At 39.2% G+C, this 26,901-nt stretch carries 23 protein-coding genes; all 23 read left to right on the top strand.

The genetic code is table 11. The features are described from left to right. Nucleotides 1–73: 73 nt before the first annotated feature. Nucleotides 74–2,122, top strand: a complete 2,049-nt coding sequence (locus CYP43_RS01960) for a TonB-dependent receptor domain-containing protein (RefSeq protein ID WP_345917493.1) — start codon at nucleotides 74–76, stop codon at nucleotides 2,120–2,122. Between the two features lie 128 nt (nucleotides 2,123–2,250). Beyond that, nucleotides 2,251–3,597 (top strand): FAD-dependent oxidoreductase, encoded by a 1,347-nt coding sequence (locus CYP43_RS01955; RefSeq protein WP_103582319.1) that lies wholly within the window; start codon nucleotides 2,251–2,253, stop codon nucleotides 3,595–3,597. A gap of 38 nt (nucleotides 3,598–3,635) precedes the next feature. Then, nucleotides 3,636–4,313 carry a DUF4272 domain-containing protein gene (locus CYP43_RS01950; protein WP_258032125.1) on the top strand — a complete coding sequence of 226 codons (678 nt, stop codon included), beginning with the start codon at nucleotides 3,636–3,638 and terminating at the stop codon, nucleotides 4,311–4,313. 45 nt (nucleotides 4,314–4,358) lie between these two features. Next, nucleotides 4,359–5,417, top strand: a complete 1,059-nt coding sequence (locus tag CYP43_RS01945; RefSeq protein ID WP_103582317.1) for an NAD-dependent epimerase — start codon at nucleotides 4,359–4,361, stop codon at nucleotides 5,415–5,417. Next, complete coding sequence (locus tag CYP43_RS01940) at nucleotides 5,418–5,996, top strand: DNA-3-methyladenine glycosylase I (RefSeq protein WP_103582316.1); 579 nt, start codon at nucleotides 5,418–5,420, stop codon at nucleotides 5,994–5,996. Continuing rightward, nucleotides 5,996–6,814 carry a DNA ligase gene (locus tag CYP43_RS01935; protein ID WP_103582324.1) on the top strand — a complete coding sequence of 273 codons (819 nt, stop codon included), beginning with the start codon at nucleotides 5,996–5,998 and terminating at the stop codon, nucleotides 6,812–6,814. The genes CYP43_RS01940 and CYP43_RS01935 overlap by 1 nt, the downstream gene beginning before the upstream one ends. Before the next feature lie 20 nt (nucleotides 6,815–6,834). Beyond that, nucleotides 6,835–8,427, top strand: a complete 1,593-nt coding sequence (locus CYP43_RS01930) for a DUF262 domain-containing protein (protein ID WP_103582315.1) — start codon at nucleotides 6,835–6,837, stop codon at nucleotides 8,425–8,427. Further along, nucleotides 8,424–9,923 (top strand): hypothetical protein, encoded by a 1,500-nt coding sequence (locus CYP43_RS01925; protein WP_103582314.1) that lies wholly within the window; start codon nucleotides 8,424–8,426, stop codon nucleotides 9,921–9,923. Before CYP43_RS01930 ends, CYP43_RS01925 begins: the two co-directional genes overlap by 4 nt. Then, a complete protein-coding gene (galE, locus tag CYP43_RS01920) occupies nucleotides 9,923–10,906 on the top strand; it encodes a UDP-glucose 4-epimerase GalE (protein WP_103582313.1) in 984 nt (327 codons plus the stop codon). Before CYP43_RS01925 ends, galE begins: the two co-directional genes overlap by 1 nt. An 8-nt stretch (nucleotides 10,907–10,914) precedes the next feature. Continuing rightward, the gene (locus CYP43_RS01915) at nucleotides 10,915–12,237 is read left to right on the top strand and encodes a UDP-glucose dehydrogenase family protein (protein ID WP_103582312.1); all 1,323 of its coding nucleotides are present in this window, start codon (nucleotides 10,915–10,917) and stop codon (nucleotides 12,235–12,237) included. Then, nucleotides 12,234–12,674, top strand: coding sequence for an ecotin family protein (locus tag CYP43_RS01910; protein ID WP_103582311.1), 441 nt, complete (start codon nucleotides 12,234–12,236; stop codon nucleotides 12,672–12,674). Before CYP43_RS01915 ends, CYP43_RS01910 begins: the two co-directional genes overlap by 4 nt. After that, complete coding sequence (locus CYP43_RS01905; protein ID WP_103582310.1) at nucleotides 12,671–13,903, top strand: nucleotide sugar dehydrogenase; 1,233 nt, start codon at nucleotides 12,671–12,673, stop codon at nucleotides 13,901–13,903. Before CYP43_RS01910 ends, CYP43_RS01905 begins: the two co-directional genes overlap by 4 nt. An 8-nt stretch (nucleotides 13,904–13,911) precedes the next feature. Next, nucleotides 13,912–16,041, top strand: coding sequence for an STT3 domain-containing protein (locus CYP43_RS01900; protein WP_103582309.1), 2,130 nt, complete (start codon nucleotides 13,912–13,914; stop codon nucleotides 16,039–16,041). Beyond that, a complete protein-coding gene (locus CYP43_RS01895) occupies nucleotides 16,041–17,558 on the top strand; it encodes an MATE family efflux transporter (protein WP_103582308.1) in 1,518 nt (505 codons plus the stop codon). The genes CYP43_RS01900 and CYP43_RS01895 overlap by 1 nt, the downstream gene beginning before the upstream one ends. After that, on the top strand, nucleotides 17,559–18,320 hold the full coding sequence (locus CYP43_RS01890) for a glycosyltransferase family 25 protein (protein ID WP_103582307.1): 762 nt from the start codon (nucleotides 17,559–17,561) through the stop codon (nucleotides 18,318–18,320). Then, a complete protein-coding gene (locus tag CYP43_RS01885) occupies nucleotides 18,321–19,253 on the top strand; it encodes a glycosyltransferase family 2 protein (RefSeq protein WP_103582306.1) in 933 nt (310 codons plus the stop codon). Then, nucleotides 19,250–20,308 carry a glycosyltransferase gene (locus CYP43_RS01880; RefSeq protein ID WP_103582305.1) on the top strand — a complete coding sequence of 353 codons (1,059 nt, stop codon included), beginning with the start codon at nucleotides 19,250–19,252 and terminating at the stop codon, nucleotides 20,306–20,308. Before CYP43_RS01885 ends, CYP43_RS01880 begins: the two co-directional genes overlap by 4 nt. After that, complete coding sequence (locus CYP43_RS01875) at nucleotides 20,305–21,348, top strand: glycosyltransferase (RefSeq protein ID WP_103582304.1); 1,044 nt, start codon at nucleotides 20,305–20,307, stop codon at nucleotides 21,346–21,348. The genes CYP43_RS01880 and CYP43_RS01875 overlap by 4 nt, the downstream gene beginning before the upstream one ends. Beyond that, on the top strand, nucleotides 21,345–22,469 hold the full coding sequence (gene pglJ, locus CYP43_RS01870) for an N-acetylgalactosamine-N,N'-diacetylbacillosaminyl-diphospho-undecaprenol 4-alpha-N-acetylgalactosaminyltransferase (RefSeq protein WP_103582303.1): 1,125 nt from the start codon (nucleotides 21,345–21,347) through the stop codon (nucleotides 22,467–22,469). Before CYP43_RS01875 ends, pglJ begins: the two co-directional genes overlap by 4 nt. Continuing rightward, complete coding sequence (locus CYP43_RS01865) at nucleotides 22,462–24,561, top strand: STT3 domain-containing protein (RefSeq protein ID WP_103582302.1); 2,100 nt, start codon at nucleotides 22,462–22,464, stop codon at nucleotides 24,559–24,561. Before pglJ ends, CYP43_RS01865 begins: the two co-directional genes overlap by 8 nt. A gap of 2 nt (nucleotides 24,562–24,563) precedes the next feature. Beyond that, on the top strand, nucleotides 24,564–25,679 hold the full coding sequence (pglA, locus tag CYP43_RS01860; RefSeq protein WP_103582301.1) for a N,N'-diacetylbacillosaminyl-diphospho-undecaprenol alpha-1,3-N-acetylgalactosaminyltransferase: 1,116 nt from the start codon (nucleotides 24,564–24,566) through the stop codon (nucleotides 25,677–25,679). Then, nucleotides 25,672–26,277: an undecaprenyl phosphate N,N'-diacetylbacillosamine 1-phosphate transferase gene (gene pglC / locus CYP43_RS01855; protein WP_103582300.1), complete on the top strand. Its 606-nt coding sequence runs from the start codon at nucleotides 25,672–25,674 to the stop codon at nucleotides 26,275–26,277. The genes pglA and pglC overlap by 8 nt, the downstream gene beginning before the upstream one ends. Beyond that, nucleotides 26,264–26,854, top strand: a complete 591-nt coding sequence (gene pglD / locus CYP43_RS01850; protein ID WP_103582299.1) for a UDP-N-acetylbacillosamine N-acetyltransferase — start codon at nucleotides 26,264–26,266, stop codon at nucleotides 26,852–26,854. The genes pglC and pglD overlap by 14 nt, the downstream gene beginning before the upstream one ends. Nucleotides 26,855–26,901: the final 47 nt, after the last annotated feature.

The following is a 26,901-nucleotide window of genomic DNA, read 5'->3' as shown; positions in this document are numbered from 1 at the left end:
TAAAAATAGTTTATATTTTTATCTAAAAACTCAAAAATTTATCTAAAATTTATACTTAAAATTATAATATTCAATATCAAAATTATGCTATAAAATTAAAATAGTAACTTTAATAACTAAATTAGGAGAAAATATAAGATTTAAAAGCTTATTTAAACTCTCTCTTGCAGCAAGCATAGCAGTTTGTGCAAATGGGGCAGACGAGAGCGTATTAAGCGGAGTTGAGGTAACAAGTAGTAGTGGCGGATACGGCGTTGATGACATCAAAATTTCAACTAGAAATGCTGACCTAGCAAAAGACGTGATGAGGGACATCCCTGGCGTCTATGTGGGCGGCACAAACGGCATGAACCAAAAAATTTATATGAGAGGCGTGAGCGACCGCGGCCTAAATATCACGATAGATGGTGCAAAACAAAATGGAAACACATTTCACCACAATGCTGACTTGCTGATCGATCCTGATCTTATAAAAGCTATTGACGTCGAGGTTGGCTCAAGGTCAGTCGTAAATGGCTCAGGCGCACTTGGTGGCTCGGTCGCCTTTAAAACGGTGGACGCAAAAGACTTGCTAGAAAGTGGTGAGATCATCGGCGCAAAAATCAAAACGGGCTACGCCTCAAACAACGACGAATTTTCGCAAGGTCTTATGCTCTTTACTGTCCCAGTTGAAGGGCTTGACTTTATAGCAGCTATTAATCACAAAGGCTATGACTACGGCAAAAGTGGCAATAAAATGAAGATAGGCGGCGATGGCAACGACCTTAGCTATCTTTTAAAGCTTGGCTATAGCTTCCTTGATGCGCATAGAATTTCTATCTCAAGAGAGCATAATGAATTTAAGGGTCTTTATCCTTTAAGAGCAGAATTTGGTAGTTCGCATGCAAATGATGACCACCGCAAATACGAGCGCGATACGACAACTCTAAAATACGAATACAAGCCTAGTAATCTTTTGAATTTAGAGGTAACGGCATATAATACCGAGCATAAAAAAGATGATCCGGTCTTAAAAATTTTAGGCGTAAAGACAAACGGCATAAATGCAAAGGCTAAGAGTATAGTCGAGACCGGCGCTTTGACGCAGACGCTTAGATACGGCGCTGAGTTTTACCAAAGTAAAAATTTTAACAAGCCAAATAATCACTATCCTGAAAAGGTAAATAACTACTCAATCTATGTGGAAGATGCGCTAAATTTTAGCTCGCTAACTGTTACTCCAGGTATCAGATACACTAGCCACGAGCTAAAAAGCTACGACGGCAGAGCTGGAAATGTAAAGAGCTACACCTATAAATTTAATGAATTTACCCCAGCGCTTGCGCTTGATTATGAGATCATTAAAGGGCTTAACGCACTTGCAAGCTACGCAAGAGTCTTTAGAGGGCCTGACGTCATGGAGTCGATGATGGCAGGCGGAAGCAGAAGCTGGGAAGCTAACAAAGATCTGAAACCTACAACTGGTAACAGCTACGAAACTGGTCTTAAATACCACGGCGATATAAGTGAAGCTAGCTCATATAGCTTATCTGCAAAATACTTCATGACAAAATATAAAAATTTAATAGTCGATAACAACGCAGCAGGTGGTAGAACAAATCCGATAATGATTAGAAAAAACGCTGGTGGTGCTGATATAAGCGGTGTTGAGCTACTTGCAAGGCTAAATTTAGATGCACTAAGCCTAGCAGCTAGCTACACTCATCAAAATGTAAAATATAAAGATAGGGTTGCTAAAGCAAACGGCGGCTACTACACCTCAAATATCATCGGCTACCGCGATCAGGGCGATAAATATACATTTAACGCAGAGTATGCATTTTCTAGCATTGATACGCTAGTAGGCTACAACCTAATCTACTTTGCATCAAAAAATACCATCTCGGCTGGTGATGACAAAAATGTTAATATACCAAGCTACTCAGTTAGCGATATCTACGCTACCTATTCACCAAGCAGTGGTAAATTTAAAGGGCTAGAGATAAATGCTGGAATTTATAACCTCTTTAATAAAACTTATGCTTCACAGTCTCAAAGAACGGCTGATTATACAGGCGATCCAAACTATGTAGACTGGGAGTCAGGTAGAAATTTCAAGGTAAATGTCTCTTATAAATTTTAACTTCAAGGCAAGGTGAAAACCTTGCCAAATTTCTCTTTTATATAAAAATTCTAGCTTTTTTCACCACGCTGTTTGTTTTAAAATTAATATAGTATCATTTTAGCGACTAAACTTTTTTGGGAGAAAAAATGAGACAGAAGCACTTTGAAGTGGTAATTGTCGGAGCAGGCATTAGTGGGACGGCGCTCTTTTATGAGTTGGCTGCATTTAGCGACATAAAAAAGGTCGCACTTTTAGAAAAATATGACGGCGTAGCTACTCTAAATTCAAACGGCAAAGGCAACTCACAAACCATTCATTGTGGCGATATCGAGACAAACTACACACTAGAAAAGGCGAAAAAAGTCTCTCGTGTGGCAAATATGCCAGTAAAATATGCCCTAAAATACAATCTTGATGGCAAATATATGTTCGCTCATCAAAAAATGGCACTAGCTATCGGAGATGCCGAAGTAGAGCGCATGAAAGAGAGATATGAGAGTTTTAAGGAGCTTTTTCCTTACCTTGAAATTTATGACAAAGAGAAGTTAAAACAGATCGAGCCAAACGTCGTTTTTGACGCAAATGGTAATGAGAGGCTAGAAAACATCATCGCCATAGGCACGCAAAATGGGCAGTTTACGACGATGGACTTTGGTGGCTTAGCAAACTCACTTGTGCAAAATGCGCTAAATTTAGGCGCAGATGGCTATGAGATCAGCCTAAACTCAGAAGTAACTGATATAAAAAAGGCTGGCGATACATTTCACATAAAGATAAATGATGGCGAAGTGATCACTGCAAACTACGTCGTAGTAGATGCTGGAGGACACTCGCTATTTTTGGCTCACAAAATGGGTTATGGGCTTCATCTTAGCACACTGCCCGTTGCTGGAAGCTTTTATTTCGCAAAAAAACGCTTACTAAACGGCAAAGTCTATATGGTGCAAAACGATAAGCTACCATTTGCCGCGCTTCATGGCGATCCAGATATCCTAGCTAACGGCAACACTCGCTTTGGACCAACAGCCCTAGTCATACCAAAACTAGAGAGATACCACGGCTGTTCAAGCTTTTTTGACTTTTGTAAATGCCTAAAATTTGATAAAAACGTCTTTGAAGTCTTTACAAATCTCTTAAAAGATAGCGACATCAGATCTTATATTTTAAGAAATTTCTTATTTGAAGTGCCATTTATCAATAAAAAAGAATTTGTAAAAGATGCTAGAAAGATCGTACCAAGCCTAAGTGAAAATGACCTAAGCTATGCTGTAAATTTTGGCGGCGTAAGGCCACAAGTTATCGACCGTAATAAAAAGTGCCTTGAGCTTGGCGAAGGCAAGATAAGCACAGGCGAGGGCATAAGTTTTAATATGACTCCAAGTCCTGGGGCTACGAGTTGCTTTGAAATAGCAAGAACTGATATGATCGAAGCCTGTAAATTTTTAGGTAAAAATTTTAACGAAGAGAAATTTAACGCTGAGTTTTTTGAATAAAAATGGGAGTGTTTGATATTTTTAAAAAAGGTGCGGATATGCCAAAAACAGCGCAACAAAGAAAAGATGAGAGTATAAAAATTTTAAGAAAAGAGGGCGTGGCTGTGCTTGAAAGTCTGCCGCTAAGGTATGACAATAGTGAAGTTACGCCAAGAAGCGTTGATGAGATCATTGCTCGTGCGGTTTGCTCATTTACGGCCATTATGTGTGCTTGCACTATCCGCGACAATGGCCACCTAAGTGAAGATGAGATAGCTTGGGCTAAAGACTTTTTGGGCGATTTTTATAATGACCTAAGTGTAAAAGAAAAAGAGGTCGTAGAGGGTAGAGCCGATATAAATTTGGCCGTAAATATGGGCTGGAAGTATGAGTCACTTTGGATCTTGCTTTGGGCACTTGGCATAGCTGAAGATATCGGTAAGATGGATAAAATTTGCGACTGCGAGTTTGTGATGGATGTCTTTAGAGAGGGCGGACTCAAAAACCGCTCAAAACTTCGCAGTTTGGATGAAATTTTAAGTAAACTTGACCTAGTTTATCGCTACCACTGGGCGTGTGTAGATGCTAGGATAAATGGCAAAAAGATTGCTGGACTTGACGAAGAGGTCGTTATGGAAAGACGTGCAGGGCTTGAGTGGCTATGCTGCAAAGGGCAAGAAGATGATGACATAAAGGCCGAATTTAACACCTGGGACCACCCTGATCTAAATACGTAAATTTACATTTTTGCACTAAAATAAGCCAAAAATGAAAGGAAAAATATGAAAATTTTAGTAACTGGAACAGCTGGATTTATAGGATTTCACTTGGCAAATGCACTCATAAAAAGAGGCGATGATGTCGTCGGATATGACGTGATAAATGACTATTACGACGTAAATTTAAAGCTTGCACGCCTAAAAACGGCTGGCTTTGACGTGAGTGAGATAGACTACGGCAAGCTTATCGCCTCAAAAACGCATCCGAATTTAAAATTTATAAAAGCTGACCTCGCTGATGAAAAGACGATGAAAGAGCTTTTTGCCAAAGAAAAATTTGACGTAGTGGTAAATTTAGCCGCACAAGCTGGCGTTCGCTACTCGTTAATAAACCCAAAAGCTTACATCGATAGCAACATCACAGGCTTTGTGAATATCCTAGAGTGCTGCCGCCACAATGAGATCAAAAATTTAGTCTATGCAAGCTCTAGCTCGGTTTATGGCCTAAATGAAAACATGCCATTTTCTACCCACGAAGGGGTCAATCACCCTATAAGCCTCTACGCAGCGACTAAAAAGAGCAACGAGATGATGGCGCACACTTATAGCCACCTATTTAACGTGCCAACGACTGGACTTCGCTTTTTTACGGTTTATGGACCATGGGGACGCCCTGATATGGCGCTATTTTTGTTTGTTGATGCGGCGCTTAAAGATAAGACCATCGACGTTTTCAACTACGGCAAGATGAAGCGCGACTTTACTTATGTGGACGACATCGTAAAGGGCATAATTAAATGCATAGATAACCCTGCCAAGCCAAACCCAGCTTGGGACGCAAAGCACCCAGACCCTGCCACTTCAAAAGCGCCGTTTAAAGTCTATAATATCGGCAATAATAGCCCTGTTGAACTCATGGACTACATCAAGGCAGTTGAGATAAAGATAGGCCGTGAGATCAAGAAAAATTTTCTCCCACTTCAAGCAGGCGACGTGCCAGCGACATTTGCAGACGTGAGCGACCTTGTGGCTGACTTTGACTACAAGCCAAATACAAAAGTAAACGACGGCGTGGCTAAATTTGTCGAGTGGTATAGCGAGTTTTACGGGATCAAAATTTAAATGAGACGTTGCGAGTGGGCCAAGGGCGAGCTTGACATAGCCTACCACGATAATGAGTGGGGCAAGGTCGTAAAAGATGATAGAAAATTTTTTGAGATGATAGTTTTAGAGGGCTTTCAAGCAGGACTTTCGTGGCATGGAGTGCTTCAAAAAAGAGAGGCTATGAGAGCGGCGTTTGACGGCTTTGACCCTGAAAAGATCAAGCTTTATGGCGAGGTTGAGATAGCTAAATTTATGCAAAACGAAGGGCTGATACGTAATAGATTAAAACTAAAATCGCTTGCCACAAACGCCCTTGCATTTTTATCAGTAACGAAAGAATTTGGCAGCTTTTATTACTATCTTTGGGGACATTTACTAAGAAAATTTGACCCCAAATTTGACGGCAAGCAGATCATCAATCACTACCAAAATATCAAGCAAGTGCCGGCAACTACGCCTATGTCTCATTTTGTGGCAAAGGAGTTAAAAAAGCGAGGGTTTAAGTTTCTAGGCTCTGTTAGCACCTATGCCTTTTTGCAAAGCGTGGGCGTGGTGGATGATCATATGGACTATTGTTTTTGCAAGGCAAAAGGCTGATTAGGATAGTTTTTGCACTTTTGGTGCTTTTAAATTTTGCATTTTCTCTTGAACTATTACGCCTTAGCGAGTATAAAGATCAAAACGTCAGTGGCTGGCTAGCTAGCGAGAAGCTTGATGGCGTGCGTGCCTACTGGGACGGAGAGAATTTGCTCTCAAGGCAGGGCAAAAAGCTAAATGCACCACTAAGTTTTACTAAAAATTTCCCTAAATTTGCACTTGATGGTGAGCTTTACGCAAAGGAGCTTAAATTTGAAGAAATTCAAGCAAGTGTGATGGATAAGCTGCCAGATGAAAAGGCGTGGAACAGGCTTAAATTTCACGTTTTTGACGTGCCAGAGGCAAGTGGCGGGCTTTTAGAGCGGCTTAGCGAGCTTGAAAAATTTATCTTGCAAAATCCGCAGGCAGGGCAAAATTTAAAGATAATCAAGCAGGTAAAAGTAAAAGATAACGCCGAATTTGAGGCGTTTGCGGAGGCTGTCATCGCAAAAAGCGGAGAGGGCGCGGTCGTGCGCGAACCAAACGCTGCGTATGAGCGAGGTCGCAGTCAAAACGTGCTAAAATATAAAAAATTTAACGACGCCGAGTGCGTGGTGGTCGCACATAAGGTAGGGCAGGGCAAATTTAGCGGGCTTCTTGGCTCGGTCGTTTGCGAAAATTTAAGCGATAAAAAACGCTTTAAAATAGGCTCTGGTTTTAGTGACAAAGAGCGCGCAAACCCACCAAAGATCGGCTCGGTCATAACATATAAATATCAAAATTTAACGGCAAAAGGACTTCCGAGATTTCCCGTATTTTTGCGGGTCAGGGAGGACTAGACAAACTTAAAGGAGACAAAATGGCACTTAATCTAAATGCAGAGCAGAAATCTATTTTAAATATTTTTGCTAATGTAGAATATTTAATTCCTAACTATCAACGTCCATATTCTTGGGATGAGCAAAATTGTCAAATTTTATGGGATGATTTGTTTAATGTTTTTGAAGATAGTTCTATGGGTAACGAAAAGGATGATGGATACTTTTTAGGAAATATAGTTTTAGCCAGAGGCAATGACAACAAAGGATATTGTGAGGTTATAGATGGGCAACAGCGTCTTATTACTATTGTGTTGTTAGCGAAGGCATTATCCTTATATGATGATAAAAATACAGCATTAGAGAATATTTTATGGGCTAAAAATAGAAGAGACGAAAGTGATAAGAAACAACGAGTAAAAACGGCTGTTTTTGAGGAGTCTGATAATGATAATCTTAAAGAATGTTTAGAAATAGAAGATATAAATTTTGATAATAAAAAATCAAAATTTCATGCAAATATTACATATTTTCTATCTGAGCTTAAAAAACAACGTGATAAATTTGATTTGCAACAGTTTATAGATTTTTTACTAGATAAAGTATTTCTTTTGCCAATAGAGACAAAGGAAAGCACTCAAGATAAAGCTAGAAATAGCGCATTAACGATATTTGAAACCATTAACAATAGGGGACTTGATCTATCTGATGCCGATATATTTAAAGCACAAATTTATAGTGCCGCTATTAACATATCCAAGCAAGATGATTTTATAGAGCGATGGAATGAGATGGCAAAAAGATGTGATGCTATAAATTATAAAATAGATGATGTATTTCGTGTTTATATGCATATAATTCGTGGAAAAAATGCGGATATAAAGGTCGAAAAGAGTTTAAGGGTCTTTTTTACAACTGATGGTGAATATACAAAGGCATTGAAAAAGCAAAATTATAGTGAAATTATGAGCGATTTAGAGAAAATAGTTTTATGTGTAGAGTATTATTGTATTTTATTGAAAAAGCCAAGTAGTGATACGGACAAAGAAATTTCTAAGTGGCTTGAAATTATTAATGTATATTCAAATAATATCCCAAAAATAGCAATCTTTATATATCTGTTTAAAAATATACAAGAAGATAACTTGCCTAATAAAAACATAGATGATTTTATATTATATATTAAAAATTTAATTAGATATGTATATAAAATGGGTGCAACAACTACCGTAAAATTTGAGATATATAAAGTAATAAAAGATACTATGGATGGTTATTCGCATGAATATGAAATGCCAAATAAAGAATTGGAATTTTATGGTAAGTTAAAAAAGGGATTTTTACTTATATATTTATATGAAAGATGGGGGCAGGGATTGATTTCTGAATATTTTATTGATAGTATTGGTGATAATCCAAGAAATATCGGCAATTACTTAGTTGCTGATCGTTTATCATATCTTAGTAGAAAAAAAAGCATTCATTCTAGGCAACAAGTTTTTAGAAAATCCTCAATTATAGAATTAAAAGAATATATAGCAGATAAGATAGAGAATTGGGATGAAAGTTTGATGATAAATAGGGAAAAAGAGATAAAAGCAACCATAGATAATTTTTTAAGGAATAAAGAGTGAAAATAAAAGAATTAGAGATTAATAATTTTAAATTTCATAAAAAAAGTTGTTTTAATGCGAATAGTAAAAATATAATTCTTTTTGGAGAAAATGGAAGCGGAAAAAGCTCGTTGTATTATGCTTTACATACTATACATAAAATTCTTATTCAGGGCAATGATTGCGATTTTTGTAAAAAACTTGACCATAATAATCCAAATGAAAATTTATGTAACCACAACGAAAAAGATGCTGTATTAAATTTAACTTTTGATAATGGCGGTTCTATAAAAATTTCAAAGGACGGCATAGATAATTTGAGCATAATAGGTGGAGCATCTGCTAAATTTATGCATTTTATCAATCATAATAAATTGCTAAAAATATTAGAGGGTAATTTTTATGATATTTTAAAGAAATACTTTGTAGAAAAATTTGATTTATTTAGTGAACTTAATATAGAAGTTAATAAATTTAAAAATGATAGCTCAAAAATAAATACAGAAGATATTAATAATAAGTTGATGGATAGCTTAAATAAATTCGAAAATTTAATCAATGATAATCTAAGTAAAATTCAAGGCGATTTAAAAATATCGTTTAAGATAGAAGAAAAAGAAGGATTTCGTGCAGAGCTACACCCTGCCGAAGAAGGAATAATATTACAAGAACCTAAAATCAACATTGAAATAAATGGCTTTAAGGACTTTAAATTTAAAATAAACGAGGCTAGATTAAAGCTAATTTCTATAATGATGTTTTTTGTGTCAATTAAAGAAGAGAAGTTACCTCAGGACAATCCAAATATACTAAAACTAATAGTGCTAGATGATATTTTGCTTAGTATGGATATGTCAAATAGAACAAAGATTATTGATTATATATTGGATAATTTTAGTGATTATCAGGTTTTTATATTTACTCATGACATATTCTTTCTAAAACACTTACAAGAGCGTATCAAGCATCATTACAACAAACAACAAATATGTCATACTGATTGGAATTTGATTTTTATGTATGCTGTGAATAATGATAATAACGTATTGTTTAATTATTCAGATAATAGCTTTTTAATGGAAGCAAAAAAACAGTTAAATGATGGCAAACTGGATGAATGTGGCAATAACTTGCGTAAAGAGCTAGAGAGTATGGTTTGTAAAATGCAGATTGATTTTTGTATTGGACGCGATGGGAAACTACATAATATGATGAAAAATTTTTTAGAATTGCAATATAAAAGTATTTTTCTTGAACCACATAAATTGATATTAGATATTAAAAATAAATTGGATGTAAATAATCCCAATGAAAGCAAGATTAATGATATAATATGCCAACAAGAGAAAAATTTACAAGAGATTAATAAACTACTGCATAATTTGGTGTGGCATAAAGATATTGTTGGCAATGCATCTTCTCATGCTACAATTTCTCCACAATTTCAGAATGATTTTTCTAATGCTATAAAAGACATAGAAGATATAAAGGATTATTTAGAAAATAAGGATAGATGATGAAAATTTTAGTAACAGGTGGAGCTGGATATATCGGCAGCCACGTAGTAAAAGCACTTTTAAAGCAAGGTAAAGATGAGATAACTATCATCGACAATCTCTGCAAAGGCTCACAAAAAGCACTTGAGGCACTCCAAAAGATAGGAAATTTCAAATTTATAAACGCAAATTTAGAGGATGATTTGAGCCAAATTTTTGCAAGTGGTAAATTTGATGCGATCATCCATTTTGCAGCGTTTATAGAGGTCTTTGAGAGTATGAGCGAGCCGCTAAAATACTATCTAAACAACACCGCAAATGTCGCAAGGGTGCTAAGATATGCAAAAACTTATAACGTAAATCAATTTATATTTAGCTCAACTGCTGCAGTTTATGGCGAGCCAGACGTGGCGGAGGTGAGCGAAACGACAGCTACAAATCCGATAAATCCATACGGCAGAAGCAAGCTAATGAGCGAGCAGATCATCAAAGACTATGCTGCGTCAAATGAAAATTTCAAATTTGCGATTTTGCGCTATTTTAACGTCGCAGGCGCAGACGAAGAGGGACTTATCGGTCAAAACTATCCAAATGCCACGCACCTTATCAAAGTAGCCGTGCAAACAGCCCTTGGCAAGCGCGATAGCATGGGTATCTTTGGTGATGACTACGCAACAAAAGATGGCACATGCGTTAGAGACTACATCCATGTTAGCGACCTAGCAGACGCTCACATCAGCGCGCTAGAGTATATCGGTCAAAATGGTAGCGAAACTTTTAATGTGGGATATGGCAGGGGATTTAGCGTAAAAGAGGTCATCGAGACCGCAAAAAAAGTAAGTGGAGTAAATTTTAAAGTGCTAAATGCGCCAAGAAGGGACGGCGACCCAGCTATCCTTATCTCAAACGCAAGCAAACTTCGCTCGCTAACAAGCTGGAAGCCAAAAAGAGACGATCTAGCGCTCATCATAAAAACCGCCCTTGAGTGGGAAAAGAGAATTTAAGGATAAGCATGAAAATAGCAGTAATTGGAACTGGATATGTTGGGCTAGTAAGTGGTGCATGCTTTGCGAAAATGGGCAACAGCGTGATCTGCGTCGATGTCGATAGCAAAAAGATCGAGGCGCTAAAAAACGGCGTCGTGCCGATATATGAGCCAGGGCTTGCTGATATCGTGAGTGAGTGCTACAAAAATGGCTCGCTTAAATTTAGCACGCAGATAAAAGAGGCGCTAGAGCATGCAGATGTGCTATTTATCGCAGTTGGCACACCTATGGGTGCTGATGGGCAGGCTGATTTAAAATATGTCCTATCAGTTGCCAAGTCAATCGGAGAAAATTTAAGCAAACCGCTAATAGTTGTCGATAAATCAACCGTTCCAGTGGGCACTGGAGCCAAGGTGCATGAGGTGATCGAGGCTGAGCTTAAAAAGAGAAATGTAGAGGTTAAATTTGAAGTCGTCTCAAATCCAGAGTTTTTAAAAGAGGGTGCGGCGGTTGAGGACTTTTTAAAGCCAGATCGCGTTGTTATCGGAGCTAGTAGCGAGTGGGGCTTTAGCGTGATGAGGGAGCTTTATGAGCCATTTATGAAAAATCACGACAGGCTCATTTGCATGGATGTAAAATCAGCCGAGATGACAAAATACGCTGCAAATTCGATGCTGGCAACCAAAATAAGCTTTATAAACGAGATAGCAAATATCTGCGAACGCGTGGGCGCTGATGTAAATTTAGTGAGAAAAGGCATCGGCAGCGACTCAAGGATCGGATATAGCTTCATCTACCCAGGCTGCGGATATGGTGGTAGCTGCTTTCCAAAAGACGTCGAGGCGCTCATCTACACAGCTAGACAAAATGGCTTTGAGCCAGAGCTTTTAAACGCGGTCGAGTCAAGAAATAAGGCTCAAAAAAGAGTTCTATTTGATAAAATTTATAACTTTTTTGGCGGCGATCTAAAGGGCAAGACGATCGCACTTTGGGGGCTTGCGTTTAAGCCAAATACCGATGATATGAGAGAGGCTAGCTCGCTAACTTTGATAAAGCTTTTAGACGAGGCTGGCGCAAAAGTGGTCGCTTACGATCCAAAAGCGAGCGAAGAAGCTAAAAAATATATGCCAAATTTAGATATAAAATACGCCAAAAATAAATATGACGCTCTTGATAACGCCGATGCTATGGTGCTTGTGACTGAGTGGAGCGAGTTTAGATCGCCTGATTTTATGGAGATCAAAGAGAGGCTAAAAAATGCTGTCATATTTGACGGACGCAACCAGTATAACGCTAAAGCTTTAGCCGAGCATGGATTTAAGTATTTTCAAATCGGAGTAAAGGTATGAGAAAATTTTTACTTTTTATCGCAGCTTGCGTGCTTCCCTTTGCACTTTTAGCAGGCGAAAACGCGCCAAAAACCGAGGAAAATATCTTTGAGCTACCTATCTCAAAGATGCCGCCTGATTATTTTAAATACGAAGTCGCATTTTTTAAAGAGATAGAAATCGACTGCAACTTCGCCTTTTTGCTCGGTGGAAAGCTCGAGGAAAAAGAAGACGCACACGGGATTTATTACGAATTTAACGGCGGGGATGAGCTAGCGCAAACGATGATGCTATGCAAGGACGGAAATAAAAAGAGGCGGGTCTATTATGAATTCACTAAAATTTTACCAGGCGTTAGCCCTATTAGAATCATAATTCCAAAAGGTGTAAGTGCGGAAATAAGAATGTATGAACGCGTAAAAAAGATAGAAGCAAAAAAGAAAGGAAAAAATAAATGAAAATAGCAGTAGTAGGACTTGGATATGTGGGGCTTCCACTTGCAGCAGCTTTTAGCGAAAAGTACGAAGTAGTAGGCTTTGACGTAAACACAAAGCGTATAGAGGAGCTTAAAAGTGGGTATGATAGAACGCTTGAGCTTAGCAGCGAGCAGATGAAAAAAGCGATCGATAATGGCATGAAATTTAGCCTAGATTTAGATGATATTAGAAGTTGCAACTTCTTCATCGTGACCGTTCCAACTCCGATAGATAAGAACAAGCGCCCTGATCTAACTCCAGTCGTAAAAGCGACTGAGAGTGTGGCAAAAGTGCTTAAAAAGGGCGATATCGTGGTCTATGAAAGCACTGTTTATCCAGGCGTTACAGAAGAAATTTGCGTGCCACTTCTTGAAAAAAGTGGGCTTAAATTTAACAAAGACTTCTTCTGCGGCTACTCTCCAGAGCGCATAAACCCAGGCGATAAAGAGCACACCGTAACTAAAATCAAAAAAATCACAAGCGGCTCAACTCCAGAGATCGCTGATAAGGTCGATGAAATTTACCGCTCGATCATCACAGCAGGCACTCACAAAGCTTCAAGCATCAAAGTAGCAGAGGCTGCAAAGGTCATCGAAAATACCCAGCGCGACATCAACATCGCCTTTATAAACGAGCTTGCGATGCTATTTGAAAAGCTTCACATCAACACCATAGACGTGCTTGAGGCTGCTGGTACTAAGTGGAATTTCTTAAATTTCCGCCCAGGTCTAGTCGGCGGTCACTGCATCGGCGTAGATCCATACTACCTAACTCACAAAGCTCAAGAGGTAGGCTACAACCCTGAAATGATCCTAGCAGGTCGCCGCATCAACGATGATATGGGCAGATACGCAGCCGATCAAGTGATAAAACTAATGATAAGAAAAGGCGTGCTTATCAACAAAGCGCGCGTGCTTGTTCTTGGCATGACATTTAAAGAAAACTGCCCAGATATAAGAAACTCTCGCGTTATAGACGTGGTTGATGAGCTAAAAGACTTTGGTTGCAAGGTCGATGTGACTGATCCTTGGGCTGATAGCGCTGAGGTAAAACATGAGTACGGCTTTGATCTAGTAAAAGAGTATAACCTAGACGACTACGACTGCATCGTGATCGCCGTAGCTCACAATGAATTTAAAAAGCTCAACCTAAAAGGCCACTTGGTTTATGATATAAAAAATATCTACCCAGAGGCTGACGCTAGGCTGTAGGGAATTTAGTGCACAAAGTAAGCGTAAATTGTAAAATTTTACTTATCTTTCTAGTTGCTTATCTGTTTGGATTTGCAGCTAGGATGCTTTGGGTATTGTGGGCAAAGGATATGCCAGAGTTTTACTTTAATGGCGAATTTATGCTTACGACAAATGACGCATATTATTACGCAGAGGGCGCTAGAGATATGCTGGCTGGCTTTCACCAGCAAAATGACTTTAGTCCCTTTAATCACCCAATCTCAACAATAGTTTTTTATATTTGTAAAATTTTTCCTTTCAAGATCGAAAGTACGATGTTTTATATGAGTGCGTTTTTAGCACCACTTATCTCGCTTCCAGTTATCTTGATATCAAATGAGTTTAAAGCTCTAAAAGCTGGGGCTGTGGCGGCATTTATGAGCGCGATATTGCCAGGCTATCTTGTAAGAACGTCGCTTGGTTACTTTGATAGCGATATGCTAAATGTCACGTTTGCGCTTTTTATCATCTATCTTTTGATCAGGCTTTTAAACACAAATGAACAAAAATTTATCGTTTTACCAGGGCTTTTTGTATCGCTTTATCTTTGGTGGTATCAAAGCTCTTATGCTCTTATTTTAAACATTATCTTTATCTTTTTTCTCTACACGCTTGCTTTTATGCGAAGCAGGACAGAAAACTACCAAGTGATATTTTTTATGTTTATAAGCATCGTTAGCTTTAATATTTTTTCAAAAGATCCACTCATTGCAAATAAAATTTTGATTTTAAATTTAGTGGTCATTACTTTATTTTACGCCATTTTTTGCAAATATAAAAAACTGCTTTCGCCTAGAAATTTGAGCATTTTTCTAGCTATTATGCTAGCTGTTTTTATCTATTTTGGTGGTTTTGATTTTATCATCTCAAAGATTGGCAGTTACGTTTTAAAAAGCAGCGCAGAGGTTGCAAGTAAATTTTACTTTATAAGTGAATACACGCTAATTGATGAGGTAAAAAGCGCTAGCCCATTATATTTTGTCTATTTCATGGCTGGAAATATCCTTATATTGCTGGCTGCAGCGATTGGTTATTTAGTGCTTTGTTTTAAATTTCGCCCATTTTTACTTAGCTTGCCACTACTTGGACTTGGCGCTTTATCGCTATTTGGCGGAGTTAGATTTGCTATGTATATAACGCCACTTATTGCACTTGGTTTTGGGTATTTCTTGCACTTTTTTTTAAATTTATTTGATCTTAGAAATTCTCTTAAGAATTTATCCTTTTTTATCTTTGCGGCTGCTGCGCTTGCTCCAAATTTAGATATCGCCTACTCTTATAGACCTCATACTTTGATCACGCATGAAGAGGCAACAGCGCTTGATCAGTTAAAAAAGGTAGCCAAGCGCGATGACTACGTGTTTTCGTGGTGGGATTATGGATATGCGATAAGATACTTTGCCGATGTTAAGACGTTAAATGATCCTGGTAGGCAAGGCGGCGAGAATAACTACTTTGTTAGCCTTGCCTTAAGAAAAGATGAGACAATCTCAGCTAAGCTAGCCAGAGTAGTGAGCGAGTACAACGACATCTCGTTTGAGAAAAAAAGTAGAGTGCTAGAAGAAATTTTAAAAGATCACAATACAAGCGATCTAAACCTCTTTTTAAGCCAGCTTGAAAGCGCAAATTTCACTTTGCCAATGGCAAAAAAAGAGGTTTTTTACTATCTTGTGCCAGATATGATAGATATCGCCCCAAATGTCTTTAGATATAGCTACATCGACGTTATGAGTGGCGAGAAGCCAAAAGAAGAGTTTTTTTACTACATTAGCCCTATAAATAGCGTTAGCGAGGCTGGCATAGACCTTGGAAATGGCTATATCTTGCCACTAAAAGAGCCAAAATTTATCACACAAAACGGCGAAAAAGTGTCGGTAAAGTCCTTTTATAAGATAAAAGGCTCTGGTAAAGAACTACGTGTAGATGAGAAGCTAATTGACAAAAAGGCGAAAATTTCTGTTTTATTTTTAGAGGACTATGCGCGCGTGGTTTTAGTTGATGAAAATGCCCTAAATTCAGCTCTTGTGCAGCTTTTTATATTTGAGCGAGCCGATGAGCAATACTTTGAGCCATTTATTATCTCAAGTGGCGTAAAAATTTACAGGTTAAAAGTCTAATGCTAATCAATCTAATAAGCTCGATCGTCGTTTTTGTCGTATCAATGGGCATAAATTTCTTTCTTACGCCATTTATCCTAAAAAGCCTTGGCAACGAGGCATTTGGCTTTGTAGGCCTTAGCAACGCCATCGTTAGCTATGCCGCAGTCGTAAGTGTAGCCATAAACTCAGTGAGCGGCCGCTTTGTCGCTCATGCGTGGCATAAAAAAGACCTAAGCCTTGCAAACACCTACTACTCATCAGTGCTTGTTGTAAATATCTTCTTTTGCGCCGTTGTCGTGGTGCTTAGCTCTGTTTTCATACTAAATTTGCAAAGCTTTTTAAATGTCCCTGAAAATTTACTCTTTGACGTGAGAATGACCCTTGTTTTTTACTTTATAAATTTCTGCGTTGGGCTATTTAACGGCGTTTTAACGGTTTGTGCCTTTGTGACAAACAAGCTCTATCTACTCTCCATCAGAAACGCCATCTCAAGCGCGATCCTAGCAGCCCTTATCGTCGCACTTTTTTATTTTTTTAAGCCATTTATTTCTTACATCGCTATCTCAGCGCTAGTTGCTAGCCTTTTTGTCTTTTTTAGCACCATTTTTATGTCGGCTCGCATCACACCAGAGCTAAAATTTAGCCTTAGTAAATTTGACTTTTCTAAGATCAAAGAGCTTTTAAGCTCTGGCATTTGGAATAGTTTTAATGCGCTAAATCGCATACTTTTAACAGGCATGGATCTTTTTATCTGCAACATTTTTGTAAGTGCAAACGCCACTGGCCTTCTTTCAGTCGCCAAGGCCGCCCCTATCATACTGGAGAGCTTTGTAGCGCAGCTTAGCGGTATCTTTGCGCCAAAATTTGTCGAGCTTTACTCTAAAAATTTGATCACTGACCTCATAAAAGAGGCCAAATTTTCAATGAAGGTGATCGCCTTTGTGATGAGCTCTCCAGCCGCATTTTTCGTCGTTTTTGGGCTTGATTTTTACACGCTTTGGCTACCTTTTAAAAGCGCAGATGAGGTCAAATTTATCTACAATGTCTCGATGATCACGCTTGTGCCGATCGTCTTTATAAGCTTTGTTTTTTCGCTTTTTAACCTTGATAGCGCGACAAACAAGCTTCGCCGACCAGCCATTGCCAACACTATCCTTGGCGTTAGCACGATCATAGCGCAGATCGCACTGCTTAAATTTAGTGACTACGGAGTTTATGGCATCGTCGTCGTCGCAGCCGTTTTTTATAGCATAAGAATTCTTGGCTTTGACCTCATAAATGCCGCTTTAAATTTAGAGGTGAAACTCACCACGTTTTACGGGGTTTATTTTAAAAATTTAGCCGTTTTTGCGCTATGCGTGCTTGCGATGTTTGCCTGCAAGGACTTTGTGAGCCTAAATAACTGGCTAAAATTTGCTATCTTTGCTGCGATCTACGCCGGCGCAGCTTATGTTTTGGGATATTTTTTGTTTTTTAATGCTTACGAGCGAGGCATAGTTTGGCGTAAAATTTTAAAAAAATTTAAAAGGTTTTAAATGAATGAAATTTATTTGATCTCTTTGGCTAAAGATACCAAAAGGCGCGAGCTTTTGCAGCAGAAATTTAGCTCTTATGATAGCTTTAAGCTAATAGACGCAGTCGATGGCAGGGAGCTAAATGCAAGGGAGTACTACAAGATCATTTCGCCATCATTTAAAGCTTACGGCAAGGTTTTAAGCCCAGCAGAAGTTGGCTGCTCGCTCTCCCACGTAAAAGCCTACGAAGCGTTTTTGGCAAGCGAGGCGAAATTTGCCCTTATATTTGAAGACGACGTGATAGGGGGTGATGAGGACATAAAAGAGGCCTTTTTGGCAGCTAGCAAGATGCCTGAAAATAGCGTGCTGATATGTGGCATGCAAGATGGGCTAGAGGGCAGGTTTAGCGCCTTTGGCAAAAAGGTGGATACCAGCCTAAGCAAGCCGCTTTGGCAGGTCTCAAAGCACTCATTTTCAAGCATTTATAGAGCAGGGGCTTATGTGCTAACTAAAAAAAGTGCTAAAAATTTGCTTGAAATTCATAAGCGTGCGCTTTGTACGACCGATGTTTGGGACTATTTGCTTGGCGTTAATGATATGCAGATGTATTTTTGCGACCTTTTTTCGCATCCAACTGATCTTAGTGGCTCAAACATCGAGGGTGAACGCCTTGAGAGGGGATATAGCGCAAATTTAAAGGCCTGCATCAAGACAATTAAATTTATACTTTTCTCACGTCTTGAAAAGCTTCAAGGCTATGAGAGAATTTTTAAAAGGGGCTAAATGAGCGAGCCATTAATCAGCATCGTAACCGCGACTTATAAGCGTCCAGAGCTTTTACAAAAAGCCATAAAAAGCGCCCTAGCTCAAAGCTATAAAAATTTAGAGATCATAGTAACAGACGACGGTGATGACGAGAGTGCGAGTGAAATTTGCAAGAGTTTTAACGACGCAAGGATCAAATTTGTAAAAAACAGCACTCATAAAAAGAGCCCAAACGGCAACAAAAATAACGGCTTTGACAACACAACAGGCGAGTTTGTCTGCTTGCTTGACGATGACGATGAGCTTTTGCCAGAGGCGATTGCTGAGTGCTATGAAATTTTAAAAAATGGCGAGTATTCGTGCGTTTTTGCAGACGCTATCTGCGAAAAAGATGGTGTGATGACCGAGGTCGTGGCCGGTAGAAGCCCATATAACAAGAGTGGGGCGATGAGCAAGGTTGATTATCACTGTGGGCGGATAAATGGCGAGTATTTTAAACTTTTTTCGCGCGAATTTATAGATGATTTTAGGTTTAATGAGAGCAGTTTTGGCGGCGAAAATGAGCTTTACATCCGCTTTTTTGAAAAAAATGTCTTTTATCTTAAAAAACCACTTTACATCTACCGTATCGCAAGAAGCGACAGTGCTACGCTAAATGCCGGCAAGCACGCGTTAAACGTTGCAAACGCTTACATCAAAACAGCAAATTTGCACTACGACATCGCTATAAAAAATGAGCCAAAATTTCTAGCTATGCAGTATAAAAACGCCGCTTACTACGCCAAAATAGCAGGCGAATATGGGCTGATGCTAAGCTGTATTTTTAAGAGTCTTAGCATTAAATTTAGCAAAGAGGCGTTTATATTTTTTTTGCTTAGTCCGCTTCCAAGTGGCATTTTACCAGCACTCTCAAGGCTTAGAGTAAAGATAAAGCAAAGGTTTGGCGTATGAAGATATTATTTGTCACATCAACGCTTAGAAGTGGCGGTGCGGAGCGAGTTTGTGCGGTGATCGCATCAAGATTTAGCTTGGATCACGATGTAAGCCTTGTTAAATTTGACAAGGACGAGCCATTTTACGAGCTAGCAAGTGGCGTAAAGCTCATAAATTTAGGCGTTGGGGCTGATGAGCTTGGGTTTTTTGGAAATTTAAAAAAGAGAGTTTTAAAGGTGCTTGCCTTAAGAGCGCTCATAAGAGAAGGCAAATTTGACGCTGTGATATCATTTTTAGACGCCGTAAATACCTTGGTGCTCTTTAGCTCAGCTGGGTTAAAAACGCCTATAATAATAAGCGAGCACACAAACTACCTTGCGCCAAAAAGAGCCATTTTTAAGGTGCTAAGACGCCTTAGCTACCCATTTGCAAACGCACTTAGTGTCTTAAGCGACGAGGATCTAGGGCATTACTCGAAATTTTGCAAAAATGTGATGAAAATTTATAACCCACTCTTTGAAGAGATACGCAGTGAGAGCTTTGATAAAGAAAATTTAGTTATCTTTGTTGGCAGGCTAAATAAGATAAAAAACTGCGAAATGTTTGTAAGAGTGGCTGCAAACTTAAAACAAAGCGGCTATAAATTTGCCGTTGCTGGAGATGGTGGCGAGAGAGCGAATTTAGAAAATTTAGCCAAGAGCTTGGACGCTGATGTCGAATTCTTAGGCAACGTTAGCGACATCGCCTCACTTTATAAAAGAGCAAAGGTGCTGATCTCTTGCTCAAATTTCGAGGGTCTTGGAAACACTTTGATAGAGGCTATAAACTATGACTGCGTAAGGGTTGCGACAAAAACTAGCGGGGCAAAAGAGCTTATAAAAGATGGCTTTGATGGCTTGCTTTGCGAGGTAAATGACGATAGGCAGATGAGTGAGAAGCTTGCAAAAATGCTGCAAGATGAAGCAAAAATGGGCGAATTTGCTAAAAATGCAAGGACTAGGCTTGATGAGTTTAGCGTGGAGCAAATTTATAAAAAATGGCTGGAGCTTTTAAGGCTTGGAGGTGTGAAGTGAAAATTCTTTTTGTCATCGCCGCACTTAGAAATGGTGGGGCTGAACGCGTGCTAAATGTCCTTGCAAACGAGCTTTGCAAGGACAATGAGATCACTATCGCCCTGCTTGAAGAGGATCTTGGACTTTATAAATTTAGTGAAAAGATAAAGATCATAAACCTTAATGTGAGTGGCTCTGGGCTGGCTTTGAAATTTAAGAAAATTTTGGCTCTTAGAGCGCTTTTTAAGGAGCAAAAAGCTGATCTGATAATTAGCTTTATCGACTGGACAAATGTCGCTTGCGTGCTGGCAAATTTGGGGCTAAAGAGCAAACTAATAGCAACCGAGCACCACGAGCATAGCTACTTAAAAAGCAAAATCGCAAGCGCTATGCGTGACTTTTCGTATAAATTTGTAGATGGCTTAAGCGTGCTAAGCAAAAGTGACTACGACTACTATAAATTTGCTAAAAACTGCGAGATCATCCACAATCCACTTTTTATCGATGTGCCTGAAATTTGTGAGAAGCAAAATGTCATCTTAAGCGTGGCAAGGCTGGAGGCGGTAAAGGGCTATGATATCTATTTTGAGGCGCTTAGCAAGGCGGATAAGAGCTTGCTTGATGGCTGGGAGATAAAGATCGCAGGCAGTGGTAGGCAGGAGGCGCAGCTAAAGCAAATGGCGTCAAATTTAGGGCTTAATATCAAATTTCTAGGTCACATGAGTGATGTCACAAAACTTTACAGCGAGGCAAAAATTTTCACTCTTTGCTCACGAAGCGAGGGGCTTTCAAATGTGCTAATAGAATCAGGCGCTTTTGGTTGCGCTAGGCTAAGTAGCGACACCGTGGGTGCAAGAGAGCTTATAAATGACGACACAGACGGACTTATCTTTAAAAATGGCGACAGCGATGATCTAAAAGGAAAGCTTGAGATGCTTTTAAAAGATGAAAATTTAAGGAAAAAACTAGCAAAAAATGCCAGCGAAAGTGCAAATTTATTTAGCAAAGAAAATATCATCAAGCAGTGGCGAGAATTTATAAAAAAGGTTGTTAGCAAGTGAAAAAATTAGCCGTTTTTTTATACTCGATGGGGCCTGGTGGGGCTGAGCGAAATGTGGCAAATTTGCTGCCATTTTTGGTTAAAAGATATGAAGTTCATCTCATCTTAATGAGCAAGGTCATCGCTTACGAGATCCCAAGTGAGGTGCAAATCCACTTTATAGAAAATAGCGATCCTTATGAAAGTGGGCTAAAGAAGCTTGCAAGGCTCTTTTTAGCGATGCCAATGCTCGCGTTTAAGTATAAAAAGCTTTGTCAAAATTTAGGCATTGACACGCAGTTTGTGCTGATGAACCGCCCTTGTTATATTGCTGGGCTTGCTAGAATTTTGGGCTTTAAAAAGAGGCTAGTTATCAGTGAGAGAAGCTGTCCATCTATCTTATATAAAGACGATCTAAGCGGCAGGGTTAATAAATTTTTACTCACTCATCTTTATAAAAAGGCTGATCTAATCCTCGCAAATGCAGCTGGCAACAAAGATGATCTAGTGCGAAATTTTGGCATGAGCGAGGCAAAAACAAAGGTACTTTACAACGCTCTTGATCTAAAAACTATAAATTTGCTAAAAGATGAGTCGCTTGAGAGTGGTTTTAGTCCATTTTTCATAAATATCGGCCGCCTTGATAGCGGTAAAAATCAAGCCATGCTAATAAAAATAATCGCCTCCATTAACGACCCTCGCGCCACGCTTGGCATCCTTGGCAAGGGGCCTTTGAGGGACGAGCTACAAAATTTGATAGATAAATTTGGCGTTAGTGATCGAGTAAGGCTTCTTGGCACTGATAAAAATCCTTTTAGGCACATAAAAAACGCCTCTTGCTTGCTTTGTGCTTCGCGTTTTGAGGGCTTTTCAAACGTCTTGCTTGAAGCACTAGCATGCGAGAAAACTATCATCTCAACCGAGCACAAGAGCGGCGCAAAGGAGCTTTTGGGCGAGAGTGAGTTTGGCATCTTAGTGCCTGTTGATGACGAAAATGCGATGAAAGAGGCGATGATAAAGGTGCTTAATGCGCCTGAAATAAGGCAAAATTTTGAAAATGTTGCGTATAATCGGGCTAAATTTTTTGATAGTGAAAACATAGCGAGCGAGCTTATAAATTTTTTGGAAAATCCTAATGAATAGAAATTTATTTTTTAAAAATTACTCTTTATACTTGATGATATTTGTCGCAGTCCTTTTTAGCGTGGTTTGTAGGCTTTACTGGATCTTTTGGGCGAGTGAATATCCGGTATTTTTCTGGAACAACGAGCTGATGATTAGCACAAACGACGGCTACGCATTTGCCGAGGGTGCAAGGGACATGCTGGCTGGCTTTCACCAAGAAAACGACCTTAGCTACTATGGCTATCCGCTCTCGACGCTTACTTACTGGATCGTGAAATTTCTAGGTGTCAAGCTTGAGACGGCGATGATTTATATGAGCGTATTTTTCTCATCGCTTGTGGCTGTGCCAGTTATCTTAATCGCAAATGAGTATAAGCTAAAAATTGCTGGCTTTATCGCTGCACTTCTTGCAGTGGTCGCAAATAGCTACTACAACCGCACTATGGCAGGCTACTACGATACTGATATGCTCATCATCCCACTTAGCGTCTTTGTCGTTTGGGGGCTTGTTAGAGTGCTTGAGAAAAAGGACGCAAATAGCCTAATAATCGCACCCTTAAGCGTGCTTATTTATATGTGGTGGTATGCGAGCGCGTTTTCGCTTATTAGCATTTTAACGGCGTTATTTTTGTTTTACACACTCATTTTTGATAGGAAAAATCCTCTTTTTTATCTTGAAATTTTGCTGCTTCTACTTGCTATTTCGAACCTTGATCTAATGCTTAAATTTATTGCTATCATCGCTATTTATGCGTTTTGTCTTTTTAAAAAAGAGGTGATGAATTTAAAATTTGCTCTTGGTATTTTGGCAGTTGTTTTTATTGTTTTTGTAATTCGTGGCGGACTAAATCCGATAATCTTTCAGCTTAAATTCTACGTCTTTAGAGATGCGCCTGAAGTTGGCGGTATGAGTTTTCACTTTTTTAATGTTAATCAAACTATCCAAGAGTCAAGTATCGTTGATTTTACGCTATTTTGCGAGAGGATCAGCGCAAATGTCATCACATTTTTGATCTCACTTGCTGGCGTTGCTCTTTTTTGCTACAAACACCGCTCGTTTGCCGTCTCGCTTGGTATGCTAGCACTTGGCTTTTTAGCCTTTAAAAGTGGCCTTAGATTTACTATTTATGCTGTGCCTATCATGGCACTTGGATTTGGCTATTTGGTGGAGTTTATACTTTTAAATTTAAAGCTAAAAGGAGCGGTGCTAAATCTTGCGAGAGCTTTTATAACCGTGCTCGCTCTAACTCCAGCGCTCATTCATATCTATGGTTACAAAGCTGAGCCGGTTTTTGTGCACAAAGAGGTTGAAATTTTAAACAAGCTAAAAAGTATCGCAGGACGCGAGGACTACGTGGTTGCGTGGTGGGACTATGGATATCCGATCAGATATTACAGCGATGTTAAGACGCTAATTGATGGCGGAAAGCACCTTGGGCGTGAAAATTTTGCCGTGAGTTTTGCGCTTGGAAGCGATGAGATGAGCTCGGCAAATATGGCAAGGCTTGATGTTGAGTATACAGAGAGAAATTTTAAAGAGAGATTTAATGGCAATTTGGCTCAAATTTTAAAAGAGAGAAATGAAAGCATCGATCAGTTTTTTAGCGATATAAAAGAGGCAAATCTTAGCCTGCCAGCAAAGACAAGGGAGATTTATTACTATCTTCCAGATAGGATGCTTGGTATTTTTCCAACCATTTTGCAGTTTAGCAAGATCGATCTAAAAAGCGGTAAAAATTTAAACAATGGCCTTTTTATCGTCACAAGAGCGATCTCTCAAAATGAAAATGGCATTAGGCTAAATGGTGGTTTTACGCTCACAAGTGATGTCACAAATTTAATCTATGATGGCAATATCTTGCCTCTTAAATCTTTCATAGAGACTGATTACAACGAGGCTGGCAAGCTAAATGTCAAAGAGTATAAAAATAACGAAAGTTCAAATATTTCTGTCATTTTTATGAGAGATTATGGTAGGTTTATCATCCTTGATGAAAGCATCTTAAATAGCGCATATATCCAGCTTTTTGTACTTGAAAGGTACGATCCAAAAATTTTTGAGCCAGTTATACTTGACGGGGCGGCAAAAATTTATAAACTAAAGAGGTAAAAATGGCAAGGATAGGGTTTTTAAGCCACGCTGATATGAGCATACACTTTTTTAGACGCCCTATTATGCAGGCTTTAAAAGATATGGGGCATGAGGTTTTTGCTATCGCCCCAAAAGGCGACTTCACTGGCGAGCTTGCTAAAAGCTTTCACGCTGTTACATACGAGCTTGATAAGGCGAGCCTAAATCCGCTAACCGTGATAAATAACTCAAAAAAATTATCTCAAATTTTGGGCGAGCTAAATTTGGACCTGCTGCAAACTGGCGCTCATAAGTCAAATGTATTTGGCACATTTGCCGCTAAAAACGCTGGTATAAAGCATGTGATAAATTTAGTTGAAGGCCTTGGTAGCTTTTATATCGATGATGATATTAAGACAAAGGCTGTGCGTTTTGTCATGGAGAGTCTTTATAAATTTTCCTTTGCAAAGGCCGATGCTTGCGTGTTTGTAAACGACTCGGATGCTGATTATATGATTTCAAAAAAATTAATAGATAAAAGCAAGGCGTACCGCATAAAAAGTGTCGGCGTGGATACTGCTAAATTTGACCCAGCTATCACGCAGGCGGCTGATCTTAGCGATAAAAAGGTGATTTTGATGATCGCAAGAGCTATGTGGCACAAGGGCGTTCGTGAATTTTACGAGGCAGCAGAAATTTTAAATGGATATAAAAACTGCGAATTTGTCTTTGTGGGCGAGGGCTTTGCTGGTAATAAATCAACCGCAGACGAGAGCTTTTTAAAAGGTGGCAAGGTGCGATATCTTGGCGCTAGAAATGACATACCGCAGCTTTTAAAGGCTTCTTACCTGTTAGCACTTCCTAGCTACAAAGAGGGCTTTCCAAGAACGGTTTTAGAGGCGATGAGCATGGCAAAAGCAGTCGTTGCAAGTGACGTGACAGGCTGCAATGAGGCAGTAAAGGATGGATACAATGGGCTTTTATGCAAGGTAAAAGACGCAAATGATCTTGCTGATAAGATAAAAATTTTGCTTGATGACGAGGAGCTTTGTGCTAGACTTGCGCAAAACGGTAGAAACTGGGCGGTTAGCGAGTTTGACGAGAAGCAAATCGCAAAAAGATATATAGAAATTTATAGGAAATTTATAGATGTATAGAAATTTTTTAAAGAGGGTGATTGACATTTTGGGAGCTTTGTTTTTGCTCATTTTAACATCACCTATCATTATAGCAACGGCTATTTTTATCTATTTTAAGGTAAGCCGCGATGTCATTTTTACGCAAGCAAGGCCAGGGCTAAATGAGAAAATTTTTAAAATTTATAAATTTAAGACGATGAGCGATGAGCGTGACGCAAATGGCGAGCTCTTGCCAGATGAGCAGCGTCTTGGTAAATTTGGCAAACTGATCCGCTCTCTTAGCCTTGATGAGCTACCACAGCTCTTTAACGTGCTAAAAGGCGATATGAGTTTCATCGGACCAAGGCCGCTTTTGGTCGAGTACCTACCCATCTACAACGAAACGCAAAAGCACCGCCACGACGTGCGCCCTGGTATCACGGGCCTAGCACAGGTAAATGGCAGAAACGACATAAGCTGGGAGAAAAAATTTGAGTATGACGTCTATTACGCTAAAAATTTAAGCTTTATGCTTGATGTAAAGATCGCATTACAGACCATCGAAAAAGTACTAAAACGAAGTGGCGTCAGCAAAGAGGGGCAGGCTACGACGGAGAAATTTAATGGCAAAAACTAAGAAAATTTACATCTACGGAGCGAGTGGGCATGGACTTGTGATCGCTGACATCGCTAGAGATAATGGCTATGAAGAGATAGTTTTTTTAGATGACGCTAGCGAGCGTAAATTTAGCCCAGAGCTTGAAAAAGCTGACATTATAATAGCTATTGGTGAAAACAAAACTAGGCAAAAGATCAGCCAAAAGGTGGAAGCTACTGGCTTTGAAATAGTAAATTTGATCCATAAAAGCGCGGTTGTGAGCGAAAGTGCCGTGATAGAAAAAGGCGTAGTTGTCATGCCAAATGCCGTTATAAACGCAAAAGCTTGTATAAAAGAGGGCGTTATCATAAATTCTGGTGCGGTGATAGAGCATGAGTGCGTGATAGGTAAATTTGCTCACATCAGCCCAAATGCAGCCCTTGCTGGAAACGTTAGCGTGGGTGAATTTACGCATGTTGGCATAAGTTCAAGCGTCATTCAAGGCATAAGTATCGGCAGCAACTGCATTATCGGCGCTGGAAGTGTGGTCGTTAGAGATATAAAAGATTGCACAAAGGCTTACGGCGTGCCAGCATGCGAGCGCGCTAAGATATAAATTTAAAAATAAGTGCTAAAATCGCCAAAAAATCACGAAAGGGATGA

Source organism: Campylobacter concisus (assembly GCF_002913045.1).
GTDB lineage: Bacteria > Campylobacterota > Campylobacteria > Campylobacterales > Campylobacteraceae > Campylobacter_A > Campylobacter_A concisus_AP.
The sequence above is the reverse complement of the archived record's forward strand: the minus strand, read 5'-3'. Positions and strand labels throughout refer to the sequence as shown.